Origin of the sequence: Thalassospira sp. MIT1004 (genome assembly GCF_001858545.1) — a bacterium.
In the GTDB taxonomy this organism is placed as follows: Bacteria; Pseudomonadota; Alphaproteobacteria; order Rhodospirillales; family Thalassospiraceae; genus Thalassospira; species Thalassospira xiamenensis.
This window is the reverse complement of the sequence record NZ_MCAO01000022.1, coordinates 212,168-230,035: the sequence shown is the minus strand read 5'-3', so window position 1 is coordinate 230,035 and position 17,868 is coordinate 212,168. Positions and strand designations below refer to the sequence as shown.

Annotated in this window: 15 protein-coding genes; 7 read left to right on the top strand and 8 right to left on the bottom strand. The window is 53.9% G+C overall.

Annotated features, from left to right (window positions below):
• Positions 1-196 precede the first annotated feature (196 nt).
• The 4 genes from BC440_RS09645 to BC440_RS09630 all read right to left on the bottom strand — a co-directional run bounded on the left by BC440_RS09645 (position 197) and on the right by BC440_RS09630 (position 3,727).
• Positions 197-388: a hypothetical protein gene (locus BC440_RS09645; protein ID WP_007089520.1), complete on the bottom strand. Its 192-nt coding sequence runs from the start codon at positions 386-388 to the stop codon at positions 197-199.
• A 139-nt stretch (positions 389-527) separates the two neighbouring features.
• Positions 528-1,418 (bottom strand): 3-hydroxyisobutyrate dehydrogenase, encoded by an 891-nt coding sequence (mmsB, locus tag BC440_RS09640; RefSeq protein WP_007089519.1) that lies wholly within the window; start codon positions 1,416-1,418, stop codon positions 528-530.
• Positions 1,419-1,483: 65 nt separating this feature from the next.
• Entirely contained in the window at positions 1,484-2,584 is a 1,101-nt protein-coding gene (locus BC440_RS09635; RefSeq protein WP_071239971.1) for an enoyl-CoA hydratase/isomerase family protein, read from the bottom strand.
• 3 nt (positions 2,585-2,587) lie between these two features.
• Positions 2,588-3,727, bottom strand: a complete 1,140-nt coding sequence (locus tag BC440_RS09630; protein WP_071239970.1) for an isobutyryl-CoA dehydrogenase — start codon at positions 3,725-3,727, stop codon at positions 2,588-2,590.
• A gap of 224 nt (positions 3,728-3,951) precedes the next feature.
• On the opposite strand from BC440_RS09630, the gene BC440_RS09625 reads away from it, so the two are divergent.
• The 4 genes from BC440_RS09625 (at position 3,952) to hemB (ending at position 8,400) form a co-directional block, all read left to right on the top strand.
• Positions 3,952-5,241, top strand: a complete 1,290-nt coding sequence (locus tag BC440_RS09625; RefSeq protein WP_063091956.1) for a PLP-dependent transferase — start codon at positions 3,952-3,954, stop codon at positions 5,239-5,241.
• A 120-nt stretch (positions 5,242-5,361) separates the two neighbouring features.
• Complete coding sequence (locus BC440_RS09620; RefSeq protein ID WP_071239969.1) at positions 5,362-6,123, top strand: DeoR/GlpR family DNA-binding transcription regulator; 762 nt, start codon at positions 5,362-5,364, stop codon at positions 6,121-6,123.
• 17 nt (positions 6,124-6,140) lie between these two features.
• The gene (locus tag BC440_RS09615; RefSeq protein ID WP_071239968.1) at positions 6,141-7,319 is read left to right on the top strand and encodes an MFS transporter; all 1,179 of its coding nucleotides are present in this window, start codon (positions 6,141-6,143) and stop codon (positions 7,317-7,319) included.
• A gap of 79 nt (positions 7,320-7,398) precedes the next feature.
• The gene (gene hemB, locus BC440_RS09610; RefSeq protein ID WP_062958487.1) at positions 7,399-8,400 is read left to right on the top strand and encodes a porphobilinogen synthase; all 1,002 of its coding nucleotides are present in this window, start codon (positions 7,399-7,401) and stop codon (positions 8,398-8,400) included.
• 884 nt (positions 8,401-9,284) lie between these two features.
• Here the strand turns inward: hemB and BC440_RS09600 are convergent.
• Positions 9,285-10,259 carry an HAD hydrolase-like protein gene (locus BC440_RS09600; RefSeq protein ID WP_071239966.1) on the bottom strand — a complete coding sequence of 325 codons (975 nt, stop codon included), beginning with the start codon at positions 10,257-10,259 and terminating at the stop codon, positions 9,285-9,287.
• A 485-nt stretch (positions 10,260-10,744) separates the two neighbouring features.
• On the opposite strand from BC440_RS09600, the gene BC440_RS22390 reads away from it, so the two are divergent.
• Positions 10,745-10,903, top strand: coding sequence for a DUF1127 domain-containing protein (locus BC440_RS22390; RefSeq protein ID WP_082242478.1), 159 nt, complete (start codon positions 10,745-10,747; stop codon positions 10,901-10,903).
• A gap of 117 nt (positions 10,904-11,020) precedes the next feature.
• Here the strand turns inward: BC440_RS22390 and BC440_RS09590 are convergent, their stop codons facing one another.
• Complete coding sequence (locus BC440_RS09590) at positions 11,021-12,535, bottom strand: malonyl-CoA synthase (RefSeq protein WP_071240207.1); 1,515 nt, start codon at positions 12,533-12,535, stop codon at positions 11,021-11,023.
• A 125-nt stretch (positions 12,536-12,660) separates the two neighbouring features.
• Positions 12,661-13,827, bottom strand: a complete 1,167-nt coding sequence (locus tag BC440_RS09585) for a type III PLP-dependent enzyme (protein ID WP_007089508.1) — start codon at positions 13,825-13,827, stop codon at positions 12,661-12,663.
• A gap of 232 nt (positions 13,828-14,059) precedes the next feature.
• On the opposite strand from BC440_RS09585, the gene BC440_RS09580 reads away from it, so the two are divergent.
• Together BC440_RS09580 and BC440_RS09575 are read left to right on the top strand one after the other, a co-directional pair.
• Positions 14,060-15,547, top strand: coding sequence for an aldehyde dehydrogenase family protein (locus tag BC440_RS09580; protein ID WP_071239964.1), 1,488 nt, complete (start codon positions 14,060-14,062; stop codon positions 15,545-15,547).
• Between the two features lie 342 nt (positions 15,548-15,889).
• Positions 15,890-17,110, top strand: coding sequence for a threonine ammonia-lyase (locus BC440_RS09575; protein WP_210766354.1), 1,221 nt, complete (start codon positions 15,890-15,892; stop codon positions 17,108-17,110).
• Positions 17,111-17,148: 38 nt separating this feature from the next.
• Here the strand turns inward: BC440_RS09575 and BC440_RS09570 are convergent, their stop codons facing one another.
• A complete protein-coding gene (locus BC440_RS09570; protein WP_007089505.1) occupies positions 17,149-17,631 on the bottom strand; it encodes a flavin reductase family protein in 483 nt (160 codons plus the stop codon).
• Between the last annotated feature and the right edge of the window lie 237 nt (positions 17,632-17,868).

Sequence of the window (17,868 nt, the reverse complement as noted above, 5' to 3'; positions counted from 1 at the left end):
CCGGTTCTAGCCTTTGGACACGACCATTCTTATTGTGGTTCTTTATCCAAAAGCGCGATTAGAGCACAAACCTTAGACACATGAGGTCGAAGGCTGCAAGCGGCTTTGATAAATTGGTCAAAAACACCAAATCGTATTTCATTCTTAGAATAAAACACCAACGCCACCGAATGCACCGGCCCTTATATTGTATATTTTATCCCTTATTAAGGACGTATTCAAGTTTTTGTACCGCGACGCGCTTTAGTTGCTCCGGATTCCTTGAAACCGGCCCTGCCACGGTCACCTCGATTCCCGTTTTGCCATCAATTGCCGTGCAGCGCAGATAGCTGCCAATCTGTCGCAATTCGAAATAAACCTCGCGCGGCGCATTGCTTCTGGTTGTCATTCATCAATCCGGAAAATTCTGTTCGGCCCTTTGCCCGTTAGATAGCACAAATCTAACATTAATGCAGGCCACGGTATTCATAAAAAAACAGGCCCGGTATTTGCCGGGCCTGAATGATACACCTCATAATGCCGTAGCGTTACTTGTCGCCATCCAGCATTTTGACAATAGCCGAGAAATCCATCCCGCCATTTCCGCTATTTGAATAAAGCGCATACAGGCTTTCAGCCAATGCCCCCATTGGCGTTGTTGCCCCGGCGGATGCCGCCGCCTGTTGCGCCAGTTTCAAATCTTTCAGCATCATGTCCACCGCAAATCCCGGTTGATAGTCACGATTTGCCGGAGAGGTCGGAACCGGTCCCGGCACGGGACAATAACTTGTAAGCGACCAGCACTGGCCGGACGCCTTCGATGAAATATCAAACAGCTTCTGCGCATCCAGCCCCAAACGCTTTGCAAGCATGAAGGCCTCGGATACGGCAATCATACTGACGCCAAGCACCATGTTGTTGCAAATCTTTGCCGCCTGCCCGGCCCCGCTTGTGCCTGCGTGAATGATATTGCTACCCATTCCCTCAAGAACCGGTTTCGCACGATCAAAATCACCATCATCGCCACCAACCATAAAGGTCAGTGTTCCGGCAGTAGCCCCCGCAACCCCGCCAGAGATCGGCGCGTCAACAGAGCCAAGACCTTTGGCCTTCGCCAGATCGGCAGCTTTGCGTGCGGCATCAACTTCGATGGTGGAGCTATCAATCAAAAGTGTGCCCGTCCTGGCGTTGGCAATCACGCCGTCTGGTCCGTCATAAACCGACAGCACGTGCTTTCCAGCAGGAAGAACCGTGACAACGAACTCGACATCCTTTGCCGCATCGGCAACCGTCGATGCCTTGGTGGCACCCTCTGCAACCGCCTTGCTGACCGCGGCTTCGGACAAATCAAAGACCTTGAGTGCATGCCCAGCCTTAATCAGGTTGGCCGCCATCGGCCCGCCCATGTTACCCAGACCAATGAAACCGATTTTCGCCATTTGGAGTCTCCTCTGATCTCTCGATTACGAGATTATCTTTTGATTTGTTGACGTTACAGAACTGTTCAGAACTGCAGTTTTAGCTCTTTATCTTCGGGTAAAAGGTCAAAATATGCTGCGACCTCGCGAGGATCGACTTGCCCGATATCGGCATGTTGCCATTTTGGACTGTGATCCTTGTCGACGATCACGGCACGAATCCCTTCAAACAAATCTGGTTTGCGAACGGTCCTTTGCGACAGACGGAACTCCATCATCAGGTCCTGCGCAAGTGTCATATCGCGCGCTTGACGGATTTGATCAAAGGCAACAGCAACTGCTATCGGTGATTTGGTGCGCAATATCTTGGCCGTTTCCCGGGCGAAGTCTGACGGAGATGTATCAAGTCGGGCAAAAACGTCGCTAACCGTCTCGCTGCCAAACAAGTCATCGACTTCACCCCGAACCGATCCAAGAATGCCGACACCATCATCAGAATGATGTTCATCCAGAATCCGTTGAACGGCCACGAAGCCATCGCCGCCTTCCGAAATCTTTGCCAGTTCACCTTTCAAGGACGCGATATTTTCACTTTGTGTTCGATGCGTAGCCAAACCCGCATAAATGCAATCTGCCGCTTTGATCCGCGCGCCCGTCAGGCCAAGATACATTCCGACTTCGCCGGGACAGCGAGAAAGGAAGTACCCGCCGCCAACATCGGGAAAGAACCCGATCCCAGTCTCGGGCATTGCAAACAGGGTGCGCTCGGTCACCACACGGAAACGTCCGTGCACGGAAACGCCGACACCTCCCCCCATCGTAATGCCGTCCATCAAGGCAACATACGGCTTGGGATAATTTGCAATGTAATGGTTAAGGCGATATTCCCGCCGATAAAAGGCATCAAGAAGTTCTTCGTCGTCGCGCTGCCGCGCGTCATAAAGCCCCCGTATATCGCCCCCGGCACAGAATGCCTTTTCGCCAGCGCCCTCAATTACAACGACAGCAACCGTCGGGTCCGTCTCCCACGCGCGAAGTTTGGCTGTGATCGCATCAACCATCGGCAGATCAAGAGCATTCAATGCCTTAGGCCGGTTTAACAGGATATGACCGATGGCCCCGTCCTTCGAGAAAACGACGGATGCTTCATTGTCATGCGGTGAACTGGTCACGTTCTCACTGCTCATAAATCAATCCTTCAACGCGGCACGAGAGATGATCAGGCGCATGATTTCGTTGGTACCTTCCAGAATCTGGTGAACCCGAAGGTCGCGCAGAAGCCTTTCGACCGGGTATTCGCGGATATAACCATATCCACCATGAAGCTGTAGCGCTTCATTACATACCCTGAACCCGATATCCGTGCCGAAACGTTTCGCCATTGCACAAAACTGTGTGGCGTCCGGTGTCTTGTGATCCAGTTTCCAGGCCGCTTTGTGCAGCATCAGCCGTGCCGCTTCGAGCTCTGTCACCATGTCGGCATATTTGAACTGCAATGCCTGAAACTGATCAAGGGTTTTGCCAAATTGCTTGCGAACCTTGATATGGTCGCGCGCATGCTCCATTGCGGCCCGCGCACCACCGATGGAGCATGCCGAGATATTAAGTCTGCCGCCATCAAGACCCATCATGGCAAACTTGAAACCTTCGCCCTCTTCTCCCAACCGGTTTTCCACCGGAATTTTGCAATTGCTGAAAATCACGGCGGATGTCGGCTGACTGTTCCATCCCATCTTTTCTTCAAGCTTGCCAAATGACAGGCCTTCGGCATCTTTTGGAACGATAAAGGTCGATATTCCCTTCGGGCTGTCATCGCCGGTTCGCGCCATGACAATGTAAACATCACTGCGCGATCCCCCGGAAATAAAAGCCTTTTCGCCATTAAGGATGTAATGCGCACCGTCGCGCGCAGCACGCGTACGTAACGAACCTGCATCTGATCCCGCTCCCGGTTCCGTCAGGCAATAGCTGGCGAAGTGTTCCATGGTAACGAGTTTTGGAAGATATTTTTGCCGCTGGTCTTCATTGCCGAAACGGTCAATCATCCAGCATGCCATATTGTGGATCGAGATATATGCCGCCGTTGACGGGCACGCGCTTGCCAGTTCTTCGAAAATCACGGCAGCGTCCAAGCGACCAAGGCCCGATCCCCCGACATCTTCGCGCGTGTATATCGCAGCAAAGCCAAGTTCGGCTGCCTTGCGCAGGGTTTCTTCAGGGAAAATATGCTTTGCATCCCACGCGCCCGCATGCGGTGCCATTTCGTTTTGCGCGAAATCGCGGGCTGCCTGTGCAAATGCCTGCTGGTCTTCAGACAGGTTGAATTCCATTGGATCGCCGCCTCTGAATGTTTTGGTATTTTCCCTTTACGTAAACGTGAATTCGGTTCTTTGTCAATTCATTCGGTATAACAGTACCGAATTATGTGAATAATTTCGCCTTCGGCAGTTTCAGGGGCGAATTTGCGAATTTTTGTTCCAATTTCTTGTCGGCTCGCAGCGAATATGCATTACTCCGGTGAAACCAATGCAACTTAAAAATCAGGGGAAACGACATGTCAGGTTCCACGAAACCAGAAACTATTGTTCTACACGCCGGATACCGCGCAGACCCGGCAACCGGATCGGTTGCCGTGCCGCTTTATCAGACAACGAGCTACCAGTTCCGCGATACCCAACACGCGGCCGATCTTTTCGCGCTGAAAGAACTGGGTAACATCTATACCCGCCTGATGAACCCGACCAACGATGTGCTGGAACAGCGAATTGCTGCACTTGAGGGTGGCGCAGCAGCCGTTGCCGTCGGCTCTGGTCAGGCTGCATCAACCTTTTCCGTTCTCAATATCGCCCAGGCGGGTGACAATATTGTAAGTTCCACAGACCTTTACGGCGGTACTTGGAACCTTTTTGCCAATACATTCAAACAGATGGGTATCGAAGTTCGCTTTGCAGATCCATCTGACCCGGAAAACTTCCGGCGTCTGACGGATGACAAAACGCGCGCCTATTACGCCGAAACCCTGCCAAACCCTAAACTTCAGGTCTTTCCGATCAGGGAAGTCGCCAATATTGGTGACGAGCTTGGCATCCCGTTGATTATGGACAACACCGCCGCACCGGTGCTGTGCCGCCCCATCGATCATGGCGCGACGATTGTCATGTATTCGACCACCAAGTTTATCGCTGGCCACGGTACGTCTGTCGGCGGGATTGTCGTCGATTCCGGCAAGTTTGACTGGGAAAAGCATGCCAAACGCTTCCCGTTACTGAATGAACCGGATCCCAGCTATCACGGTGCGGTCTGGACGCAGGCCGTCAAACCCATCGGCCCGGTTGCTTATGCGATCAAACTGCGCTGCACATTGCTGCGCGACGTTGGCGCGGCCGCCTCGCCTTTCAACTCGTTCCAGACCATTCAGGGCATGGAAACGCTGCCGCTGCGTATGGAACGCCATTGCGAAAACAGCGCCAAAGTTGCCGACTTCCTGTCGTCCCATCCCAAGGTTTCCAAGGTGATCTATCCGGGCAAACAGGATGGCGAAAGCCGCCGCCGTGCCGATACCTATCTTAAGGGCGGATATGGATCGCTGATGGGGTTTGAGCTTGCAGGTGGCAAAGAAGCCGGCGAGAAATTCATCAACAGCCTTGGCCTGTTTTATCATGTCGCCAATATCGGTGACACAAGATCGCTTGCCATCCATCCGGCCACGACAACGCACAGCCAGCTTTCCGAACAGGATCGCCTTTCATCTGGCGTGACGGACGGTTATGTCCGCCTGTCGATCGGTATCGAACATATTGATGACATTCTTGCCGATTTGAAACAGGCACTCGATAAAGCCTGATCCATCATATCGTTGAATATGATACCGGCCCTGTTTGTGCGGGGCCGGTTTTTTATTGACCATTTTTTCGATCAAAGGTAAACGCGCATTATCGGCAAAACATGCAAAACAGGCAAATCGATGTCGAGTGTCAATTCGCGCCAGCGTGAAATCGAAAAACTGCTTCACAGCCAGGGCACAGTTCATATTCATGACCTGTCTGCACTTTTTCATGCGTCCCTTGATACCATTCGACGCGACCTGCGTCAGATGGAGGATGCCGGGGTCCTGCGGCGTATTCATGGGGGTGCCACATTACCAAGCACTGCCCGCGAAGGATTCCATGACCGAGCACAGGATTTAAAACCGGAACGCTCCGAAATCGCCCGCAAGGTCGCCCATGATCTCGTTCCGGATCATGGCGTGGTCTTTTTTGATAGCGGCACGACCATCTATGAAGTCGCCCGGAATCTGAAACCGTCATTTTCCGGTACTGTGATCACGGTCAATCCCCTGATTGCTGTTGAACTGGCCAATCATCCGAATGCGAATATCATCATGATTGGCGGCATGGTTCTGAAACGTGATCTGGCGATCTGTGGACCGACGGCCATTGATGAAATACGCAACTACAATGCCGATCTTGTGCTGCTAGGCACCTGCGCCCTTCATCCCGAACTGGGTTTGACCACCAGCACAGCCGAAGAACGCGCCACCAAGGCAGCGATGCTGGCACAGTCTGCCGAAGCCATTGCTGTCACGACTGCCGACAAACTCGAAACCAGCTTGCCATTCAGGGTCTGTGACCTTGATGCGATTTCACATCTTGTAACCGGACGGAAGCTGTCGAGCGGTTATCTGAGCAACTATACCGAACGCGGGATCAATGTGATCCTTGCCTGACGGAGGCGGAGCCCCGAATGCCTATCTCCAACCAGATTGCCCATAACAGAATCCGTGCCATTTTCTTTTTGCATGGTGCCGCCTTTTCAAGCTGGGTCCCGCATATTCCGCTGGTGCAGGAGCGCCTTGGATTTGGTCACGATGATCTTGGTGCCATATTGCTGGCGGCCGCAGTTGGTGTTCTTGCCGTTATGCCTGTTGCCGGTCGTCTATCGGACAAGTTTGGCAGCGAACGGGTCGCACGCTATTCCGGGGTGGCTTATTTCATTTCCGTTGGCATTCCGGTCTTCATGCCAAGCTTCATGTCGATTGCGATTGCCATGTTCGCACTCGGCTTTTTTGGCGCATTCCTTGATATATCGATGAATGCCAATGGCCTGAATGTTGAGCGGGCCAAAAAACGCAGCGTCATGTCCGGCTTGCACGGTTTCTGGAGCCTTGGGGGCTTTGCCGGTGCCGGAACGACGGCGGCCTGGTTTGCCCTGCCCCTGTCGGTTGAATGGCATCTTCCGGTCATGCTGACCCTTTTCCTGATTCTGCATCTGGTCCTTCAACGCCAGTTGATGCCTGATGCCGCCGTTCCCCATCCAGTCCAAACGCATGACGGATCATCTGCCAAACAGCGCGCGATGTTTCTGACCCTGCTGCCATTTGGGGCCTGCGCCTTCATCGGCCAGTTTGGTGAGGGTGTGATTACCGACTGGACAACGGTTCTGATGAATACGGAACTCAATTCCGGCCCGACGATGGCCGCCGTGGGTTTTGCCTGCTATTCGGCGACCATGGCAATCACGCGCCTTTCGGGCGACTGGCTGGTTACGAAATTTGGCCGCCCGCAAATCCTGCTGTCCAGTTCGGCATGCGCATCCTTTGGCCTGTTTGTTCTGGCACTTGCGCCGCATTACGTCGTTGCCTGGATCGGGTGTGCCATCGCCGGGATTGGGCTGGCTGTCATCCTGCCGCTTCTGATTTCTGCGGCGGCGGAGGCAAGTGGCAGAAGCGGCGGTGCTGTCGTTTCAACCATTGCAGCAACCGGTTACACGGCCCTGATGGCCGGGCCACCGGTAATCGGGGCAATCGGCCAACAGGTTGGCCTGGTTACGGCTTTTGTCCTGACGGCAAGTTTTCTGTCTTTAATCATCCCGGTCTATCTGCTGACCATGCGTAAACGCCTTTATCGCACCAGCAACAGTTGATCCGCCGTCAATTCTGTCCCATAAATTGTCACCTCATTTCTGAATTCAGAATGCCGCCCCACTGACAAGAGAACAGATCATGGCCAAAACAGTCACCTATGGCACTTTCCCACGCACCCGCCTTCGCCGGACCCGCATGAGCGACTGGTCGCGTCGCATGGTGGCGGAAACCCGATTGACCGCACATGATCTGATCCTGCCGGTGTTTGTGATTGACGGCAAAAACGAACGGACACCGATCCCATCAATGCCCGGTGTCGAACGCCAAAGCGTTGACGTGCTTGTTGAAACGGCAAAACATGCCGAAAAGCTTGGCATACCTGCCCTTGCGCTTTTCCCGTATATTGATGCCAGCCTCAAAACCAAGGATGCGCGCGAAGCATATAATCCCGACAATGTGGTTTGCCGTGCGACAAAGGCGATCAAAGACGCCTGCCCCAATCTTGGTGTCATCACCGATGTTGCCCTTGATCCGTTCAATGCGGATGGCCAGGACGGGATCGTGATTAACGGTGAAATCCTTAATGACGAAACGACCGAGGCCCTTGTGCGCCAGGCACTGGTTCAGGCGCAGGCCGGATGCGATGTCGTCGCCCCGTCCGACATGATGGATGGCCGTATCGGTGCCATTCGTGATGTTCTGGAATCCGAAGGGCTTAAAAAGGTTCAGATCATGGCCTATGCGGCAAAGTACGCATCGTCCTTCTATGGCCCGTTCCGCGATGCAATCGGATCGGCTTCGGCCCTAGGCAAGGCGGACAAGAAAACCTACCAGCTTGACCCCGCCAATAGCAGCGAAGCGATGCGCGAAGTCGCCTATGATCTTGAGGAAGGTGCCGACTCCGTCATTGTGAAACCCGGCCTGCCATATCTTGACGTTCTGTATCGGGTTCGTGAGGAATTTGGCGTCCCTGTTTTCGCCTATCAGGTATCGGGTGAATACGCAATGTTGCGGGCTGCGGCCCAGAATGGCTGGCTTGATTATCTTGGCTGCGCCATTGAAACGCTATCCTGTTTCAAACGTGCCGGCGCGTCAGGAATCCTGACATACAGTGCGATTGACGTAGCCGAGGCAATTTAACAAGGAAACTTTTTTCGGCCTTTCTGGAAAAGTTCTTGATCTGTTCTTTGTGTTGTGGCATAAAGATTAAAGTCAACAGGACAAATGGGTCCGGAGACAAAACCCGCAAAGCGTGATTCGCTTTTGCGGGTTTTTGCGTTTCAGGCGGCAAAAATGGGAATGGGATGATGATGAAGCAGCTATCTGATCGTCTGAAAGGACGACGGCGGTATCGCCAAATGGGCATCACTGGCGCATGGAAAAGTCATTACGGCGGTGGTGCGTCCGGGCCGTGAGGGCATGCGAGATTTACGGAAACGGGTGTTTATCATGACGGGAGAGATGTGCCCTTGGGGCAAGGGTGTTTGTTCGGGGCAGCGAGAGCCGGGCTGAGGTCAGCCCATCCCGCAGCAACCCAACCGGTCGGTGAAGTCTGGCAATGCCGAGGATCAGCAGGCCCGAATTGCGTCTGCATTGGATCGGCTGGCTGAATTGGTAGGTTTGGCGATGGGGCCGATGGATCATTCGGAGATGCCGAAAGGCCGGTCATCGATGGCGGGAGGTGTGCCTGCCGTGCGACAACGCTGTTACCCTTGGGGTGAGGTGCGTTTTGGCGCAACCGAGAGCGACGGGCGTTTGTCCGGGGCAGCGGATTCTGTCCGGGGCGCGGTTCTTCCGGTCGGTGACGTTTGTCGATGCAAAGGGCAGCGGGGTTGGCTGGATTGGTTTGTCGGATGATCAAAATCGTCATTCCGGGCCAAGCGCAGCGCAGACCCGGAATCCATGCCCTGTTGAAAGAGGCTGGATTCCGTCCGTTGCGGCAATGACGATCAGGTCAGGAGTGCCTTGTCAGCGGTCCGAGGTCCGTTTGGTGGGCCGTTCTTACCAGGGCGTTTTATCGATTATCAGGCACAGCAGGCTTCGCTTTTGGCACCTGACACGTCAATGCCATGACCAATCGCACGCGCACAGAAATGCGGACGCAGACCCGACTTTTCAAACAGGCTTTCGATATCGTTCTGGCCGTCAAGGAATCCCCCCTGATGCACCAGAAGTGTCTTGATGCCTGCCGCCAGTCCGCCCAGCACATCGGTATGGATTGTATCACCCACCATCAGGACCCGGTCCCGGCTGATATCGGGATGACGGTGCAGGACTTCATCAAACACATGGCCATAGGGCTTGCCGACGCAATCAGGTATCACGTTGCAACGATCCGCTGCCTTATGGGCGAAATATCCGGACTCAACGGACAGGAAGGCCCCCATCGGCGCGCAGATATCGGGATTGCCGACCAGAATGGGGCGCGGATTGGCGGCAAGGCTTTCTTCCAGATGATTCTGCTGGATATCAGACCAGTTTTCAGAATCAATAAGAACGAAACCGTCAACCGCATCATAAAGCGCGCGATCCGCACCAAGCGGTTCCACCCTGCCCGGCAGGATATCAAATGGCCAGTGAACCGGTGCCATGGCCCCCCAATGGGACAGATCCCTGTAGGTTTCCATCATCGGGGCGACGAATTGCTGGCTGCTGATCAGGTTTGTCGTGTTGAAATCGAACCCGCGCCCACGATGCCGTGCGAGGATCGCCTCGGCCGAACTCGATGCATCATTGGTGACAACGGCAAGTTTCTTTCCCGATTTCTGAAGGGCAGCCACGGTTTCAACCGCGCCGGGAATGGCTTGCGGCCCGCTATTGAGCACACCGAAAGCATCAAACACGATCAGATCAAATTGATCCGCGATTTCCAGAAGGTTCCCGACATACTGCGTTTTCGCGGGAACAGATGCCGGATCAACCTGCGGCAAACGCGGCGCATATTGCAGATAAGCGGCAATTGCCTGCTCAAAGCTGAGCTGAGGGCGGTTGATACTCATCTGTCCGTGTCTCCTGTCCGATAGAAAGCCATCCGTGAATTCGCCTGAAGGCATCAATCCGGATATGTTCGTATGAAAATCGCGATTGCTGTTGTAGCGGTTCCGCTTTCAATTGGAAAGCGATTGGTAATTTAATTAGCTATGCGCTGAAAACATAGCAACAAACAACGAAGCAAATCTGTATTATGACGTTATTTAAGCGTTTTCGTTGCAAAAACATGACTTTCTGCGCTTTCCAACCTCCAGCCATGCAAAAAACGCATTGGATTTCACAATCAACCGGGCGTAGTTTGCACTCACGAAATAAAAACGATGTATCGACTGGCTGATGCGAAAAAATGCAGATGATCATTCGGTACATATCAAGCAGACCGACACGTCAAACCAGTTAACTATTCCTTCATGGAATATCTTCGGTGAGCACATGCCGGTTATCTGAATGACAGTGCCAATATGAAATTGGCCGGTTTGAAATAGGTGATGAAATGATCGTAACCAAGATTTTTGCTTTCCTGCGCGCCCTTCGTGTTCAGTACCAGACCCAGACTGCGCTCCGTAAACTTGATGCACGTGAGCTGGCAGATATCGGCCTGAACCGTGACATGATTGACGATGTCGCACATCGCGTTGCTTTCGGTCGCTAAGCCAGACCGTAGCCGTCCAAAAGAAAAGCCCCGGCATTGATTGCCGGGGCTTTTCTTGTTTTCGGGATAATGTGCTGACAGGGCAAGCTGTCCCTCGCCCCGTTGTAGCGCCCCGTTCTAGTTGGCAAATACCGCGCTATAATCCTCTCGCAGGATATTCTTCTGTACTTTTCCCATCGCATTGCGTGGAAGCTCGGACACGAAGAAAACGCGCTTGGGCACTTTGAAATTGGCAAGCTGCCCCTTGATCGCATTCACCACATCGTCTTCGGACAGTTTATCGCTACTGCGGACGATGACGGCGACAACCGCTTCGCCGAAATCCGGATGCGCGACACCGATCACGGCACTTTCGACAACACCATCCATCTTGTCGATGACCGTTTCGATTTCTTTGGGATAAACGTTAAACCCGCCGGAAATCACAAGATCCTTGGCGCGGCCGACAATATGGACATAACCCTTGGCATCGATTTTCGCGATGTCACCGGTAATGAAGAACCCGTCTTCGCGGAATTCCTCGGCCGTCTTTTCCGGCATTTGCCAGTATCCGGCAAAAACGTTTGGGCCTCGTGCCTCCAGCACACCGATCTCGTCGGTTCCAAGCACATTACCGTTATCGTCACAGACCCGGACTTCCACATCCGGCAGGGCCGGGCCGACCGTATGCACGATCCGTTCCCCATTGAGCGGGTTGGACGTTGCCATCCCCATTTCAGTCATGCCGTAACGTTCCAGCAACGCCTTGCCGGTCCGTTCCCTGAAGGCTACGAAGGTTTCGGGCAACAAGGGTGCCGATCCGGAAATGAACAACCGCATGCCCGATGTCACATCGGCATTGAAATCATCACCGGATAACAGCCGGACATAAAATGTCGGCACGCCCATCATGACCGTACTGCGCGGCAACAGCGCCATGACCTGATCGCGATCAAATTTCGGCAGGAAGAACATTTTCGATCCCGACAGCATCACGCAATGACACGCAATGAAAAGCCCGTGGGTATGGAAAATCGGAAGCGCATGTAAAAGAACATCGTCCGGGCCAAAGCCCCAAAGCTTTTCCAGGGTCGCGGCATTTGACCATAAATTGGTCTGGGTCATCATGGCACCCTTTGGCTTGCCCGTCGTGCCGGATGTATAAAGAATGGCAGCAAGTTCATCATCGGCACAGGCAACCGGGGTAAATTCGGCGGGGAAATCCGCCGCCTGATGGATCAACGTCCCCTCGCCCGACGTGCCAAGTGTTAAAACCTTTTCAACGCGCTGTGCGTCGGCAATTGCCGTTACTTCATCTTCGCGGTGTGGCTGGCAGACAAAAACAATAGGTGCCGCGTTCCCCATGAAATAGGCAAGTTCACCGGCCTGATACGCGGTATTCAGCGGCAGATAGACCAGACCTGCGCGGATACAGCCCAGATAAAGGAACAGGGCTTCGGGGGATTTATCGACCTGAACCGCGACGCGATCACCTTTTTTGGCACCAAGGGCTGTCAAAAGCCCGGCAATACGTGCGGACGCCGCATCGGCATCACCGTAGCTGTATGTTGTGCCCTCTGCCGTTTCGATCAGGACCTTGGACAGGTCGGATGGAAATCGGCTTCGTATGCGCATGAAAAGGCTGTTGGTCACGGCGTATCTTCCCTGTTTCAGATCTTGTGCCGGGCATTCATGCTGCCCGGTGTCATACCGGGCAGCATAGTGCACACAAGAATATCCGCAAACAAGTACTGTTTTACCGCTATGGCCGGTTGTGGTCAGCCGACCTGCGGAAATTCGCCATCAATAAACGGGAATGTTTCGCCAACCGTCACCAGTAATTCCGGGTAAAAACCGTTGAAATGGGTGGCCAGCGCGTTGCTGTAGGCACCGATATGACCAAACTCGATCCAGTCCCCTTCGCGGATGTCCGCAGGCAGGGTTACCGTTGCCGGAAGCACATCCATATTGTCGCAGGTCGGGCCATAGATCGTGAAGTCGAGGGTATCGGTTTCGTTGAAATCGCCGCCGATCCGCATCGGTCGCACCGGGAAACGCAACTGCCCGGTGACCGCCTCGGAAAGGCTGCCATAGACACCGTCATTGATGAAGAGCTGGTCCTCTTTACGCAGATGCACCTGCGTGATCAGCGACACGCCACTCGACACCAGTGCCCGGCCCGGTTCGCACATAAAGGTGGTATCGGGCAGGCCAAGCCAGCGAATGCAGTCCTTGATTTCCTCCATGAAGACCTCAAGCCCCGGTGCGCGCTGGTTCATATATTGACCGGGGAACCCGCCACCAACATCGATATAGCGAACTTTGACCCCGGAAAAATCGACAACCTGCCGGATCAGTTCGACGGCAATGCGATACCCGTTCGGGGTTGTGCATTGCGAACCGACATGGAAACAAAGCCCGGCGGTATAACCATATCCATCAACTTTCTTCAAAAGTTCAGATGCCGTCATCGGACGTGCGCCGAACTTTGCCGAAAGGTTATAGGCGGCCCCTGCCGGCGGCGTTGCCAGACGGACATGGATAACCAGATCGGTCTCGCCGTCGGTTTCGGCGCGGACTTTTTCAAGTTCATCCTCGGTATCGATCACGTAATGCTTCACACCGAAAACACGGTGCGCACTGCGAATGGCATCCCGGCTTTTGACAGGATGCATGAAATAGACGTTCATGCCGGGAAACTGGCGACGGACAAGGGCAATTTCCTCGGGCGAGGCGGTATCGAAATGACGAACACCGCCTTCGTGCAGGTAGCGCATGATTTCCGGATGCGGATTGCATTTGACCGCATAAAGGACATTGCCGGGAAACATATCGACAAACCGTTTGGCCGATTCACGCAGGATGTCGGGCCGAAGGCAATAAACCGGATAAGAAGGCTTAAGTTCACGAACAACATCAAACGTCGTATCGAAATGGCGCGGCATGGGTATCCCCTTGTCCTTACGGAATTGTATCTGTGGCGCATTCACAATTCGAAATGCAGCCCGCGTTTAAGTAACCCTATCAACCCTGCCCCTGACTGTCATGCCTAACATGGTGAAAGGACCTTGCCTTTCCGGTATCGGATCGATAAATTGGTAAACCAATACCGAATAACCGTTTATTTTGCGACGCAGCCGGAAAACGGGCGCGCAGCTATATGACAGGGAGCCTGAAATGTCTATCGAACCCGTGCTTGATCCCCACAAACTGGTCAAGGAACTTGATGGCCGTCACCTGATCGACGGGGAACTTGTACCGGCCAGAAATGGCAGAAATTTTGACGTGCTGAACCCGGCAACCGGCAAGGTTATTGCGCAGGCTGCCGAAGGTGACGCCGATGACGTCGATTTCGCGGTTTCGGTGGCAAAGAAGGCCCAGAAGGATTGGGCAAACCGCCCTGCCCGCGAACGCGGCAAGCTGGTGGCGGAATGCGGGCGTATCCTGACCCAGCATGTCGAGGAACTCGGCCGGATGGTGGCCCTTGAGTCCGGCAAGGCGTTGCGGACGGAAAGCCGGGTCGAGGCATCGGTCCTGGCCGACATGTTTACCTTCTTCGGCGGCCTTGCCTCGGAACTGAAGGGCGAAACCATTCCGTTCAACCCGAACATGATGACCCTGACAACGCGTGAACCGGTTGGCGTTGTCGGTGCGATCATTCCCTGGAACGTGCCGTTGCTCCTGATGGCGATAAAGGTTGCCCCGGCCTTGGTGGCGGGCAATACCGTTGTTGTCAAATCGGCGGAAGACACCCCCTTTACCGTCCTTCGTGTCTGCCAGATCATGCAGCAGATTCTGCCAAAGGGTGTTCTGAATATCCTTTCCGGCTTTGGTCCGGGATGTGGCGGCCCGCTGGTGGCGCACAAGGATGTCAAAAAGGTTTCCTTCACCGGATCGGTCGAAACCGGTCGCACGGTTTACCGGGCAGCGGCGGAAAAACTGATCCCGGTCACGCTGGAACTGGGTGGCAAATCGCCGATGATCGTGATGGATGATGCGGATCTGGACAAGGCCATTGCCGGGGCAATTGGCGGCATGCGCTTTACCCGTCAGGGCCAAAGCTGCACGGCATCGTCGCGCATTCTGGTACATGAAAGCCTGCATGACGAGTTTGTTAACCGCCTTCTGGCCAAGGTCAACACCCTTAAAATGGGTGATCCATTGGACGAGGAAACCGATATCGGCACCATCATCAATCGCAAACAGCGCGACAAGGTGTGCGGTTATATCGAGATCGGCGAACAGGAAGGTGCGACCAAAAATGAACTCAGCGCCCTTCCGACCGATCCGGCACTTGCGGACGGCATGTTTGTCCGTCCGGTTGTCTTTACCAATGTCAAACCCGATGCGCGGATTGCCCGCGAAGAAATTTTTGGCCCTGTTGCCTGTGTGTTCAGGTTCAAAACCTTTGACGAGGCGATCGAGCTTGCCAATGACAGCGACTTTGGCCTGGCCGCAACCGTCTGGACCAAGGACCTTAAAACCGCACTGACGGCGACCAAACGGCTTGAGGCGGGCTTTGTTCAGGTCAACCAGAACCTTGTCGTGCAGCCAAACCTGTCATATGGCGGCGTCAAGCTTTCGGGTCTTGGCAAGGAGGCATCGCTTGAAAGCATGCTTGAACATTTCACGCACAAGAAAACCATCATCATGAATATGGAATAACCCTGCCTGCGTTCCCAAACCGGCCGGGTTGCAAATGTTGCAACCCGGCCTTTTTGTTTGCAAACTTGACCTTGCGCGCCTAATCCGCAAAGCTGCATCACGATTACCGACCCATAACCCGGAAAGAACATGGCTATGTCTGCTTGCCTTGACATCCTCGCATCGCATCCCCGTCCGACGCTTCGTGCCGGTGCGATGGCCATGATTATCGGGATTTCCGCCCTGCGAATGTGATCCCTGTCATCCGCGGATGACAGGCTTGGTTAAACATCCGAATTTTGCCCACACATGATAAAATGCCAGCACATCACGTAAAGTGCGGCTGGCCGCAGGAGTATGGAAATGACCGTTTCCTATCACGACATCGTACGCGCATCCGGCTTGCTTGAAGGCATCGTCAGCAAAACGCCATTGGTAAAATCACAAACACTTTCAAATATTTGCGAGGCCGAAGTTCACCTGAAACTTGAAAACCTGCAATATACGGCCTCCTTCAAGGAACGCGGCGCTTATATCAAACTTGCCAGCCTCACCCCCGAGGAACGCGCGAAGGGTGTCATTGCCGTATCGGCAGGCAACCATGCGCAAGGTGTGGCCTATAACGCCAAACGACTTGGCATTCCGGCAACCATTGTCATGCCGAAAAACACGCCCTTTACCAAAGTCCGTCACACCCGTTCACACGGGGCGGAAGTTGTCCTTGAAGGCAGTGTTTTCGCCGAAAGCCTTGAAGCCGCATCGAAAATTCAGGAAGAACGCGGCCTGACCTTTGTTCACCCGTTCGATGATCCGCATATCATTGCCGGTCAGGGTACTGTCGGGCTTGAAATCCTTAATGATGGGGCGGACATCGACACCATTATCGTCCCCATTGGCGGCGGCGGTCTTGCGGCCGGTATTGTTACGGCCATCAAGGCCCGACGCCCGGATATCGAGGTGATTGGTGTCGAGACCAAGCTTTATCCTTCCATGTATGAAGGCATCAAAGGCCTGCCGCTTTCGGGCGGTGGTGTCACGATTGCCGAAGGCATTGCGGTCAAGCAGCCCGGTGGCCTTACCTTGGAGATTTGCAAGGAAAAGCTTGATGATGTGCTGCTGGTCGAGGAAAGCTCGATCGAGCGCGCCATCCAGATGCTGATCGAGATCGAGAAAACCGTTGTCGAAGGTGCTGGTGCGGCCCCTCTTGCGGCCCTGCTTGACCATCATGACCGTTTCAAGGGCAAGAAGGTCTGCATGATTGTCAGTGGCGGCAACATCGATACCCGTCTTCTCGCACAGGTTCTGATGCGCGGCATGGCGCGCGAAGGCCGCCTTGTCCGTGTGCGTATCGAAATTCCTGATGTTCCGGGCGCACTTGCAACCATCAGCGCGCTGATCGGCGACGCCGAAGCCAACATCATCGAAGTGTATCACCAGCGTCACTTCTATGATGTGCCGGCAAAGCAGACCGACGTCGACATGGTGCTGGAAGTCAGAGACACCTCGCACGCGGAACAGGTGATTACAAAACTGACCGGTGCCGGATTTGGCAGCCGCCTTCTGGGCAACACATCGCTCGACTGAAATTACAAGGGCCAGCGACAATGCCGCTGGCCCTTTGCTCATTTACCAAGGGAGCGATAACGGCCACCATAATAAAGCAGAGGATCACCGGTATTCCCCAGCGAGATATCCTGCACATCCCCCACGATGATGCTGTGATCTCCGCCATCGTGAATTGCATGTCGTTTGCAGGAAAATGTCGCAAGATTACCGATCAGCTTTGGCACACCATGGCAATCATCTTCGAAAACAAGGTCTTCCCAACGGTCGTGAACCGGTGATGAAAACAGGTCAGACAGGTCGCGTTGATCCCGATTAAGGATATTGATGCAAAAACGGTCACACTCACCTGCAAACAATGAATGTGTGGCCGCGCGCTGGTCTACTGAAAAAAGGACCAGAGCCGGATCGAGCGACACCGACGCAAACGAATTGATCGTAATGCCTGCTTTTGCGCCATTATTCGCCCGTGCCGTAACAACCGCAACACCGGTTGCAAATTGCCCCAGACAGTCCCGAAAATCGCGCGATGAAAATGACATATTGAAGAATGCTCTTGCTGATAAAACCTATTGGACATGCCCTGCGTACAGGATCAGGGAAAATGGCGGGAAAAACTTGTGCTGTCAAACCCCACGCGTCAGCGTTTTAAACGCTATATTAATAAGATTAAAAGTTAATATGAATCATATAAATACAAGCGCTGCGACCCTAACACTCCGGCTTCCCGGAAGGCTGTCCATGATGAGGAATTTACGGTTGCGGCGTATTTTGGGGTT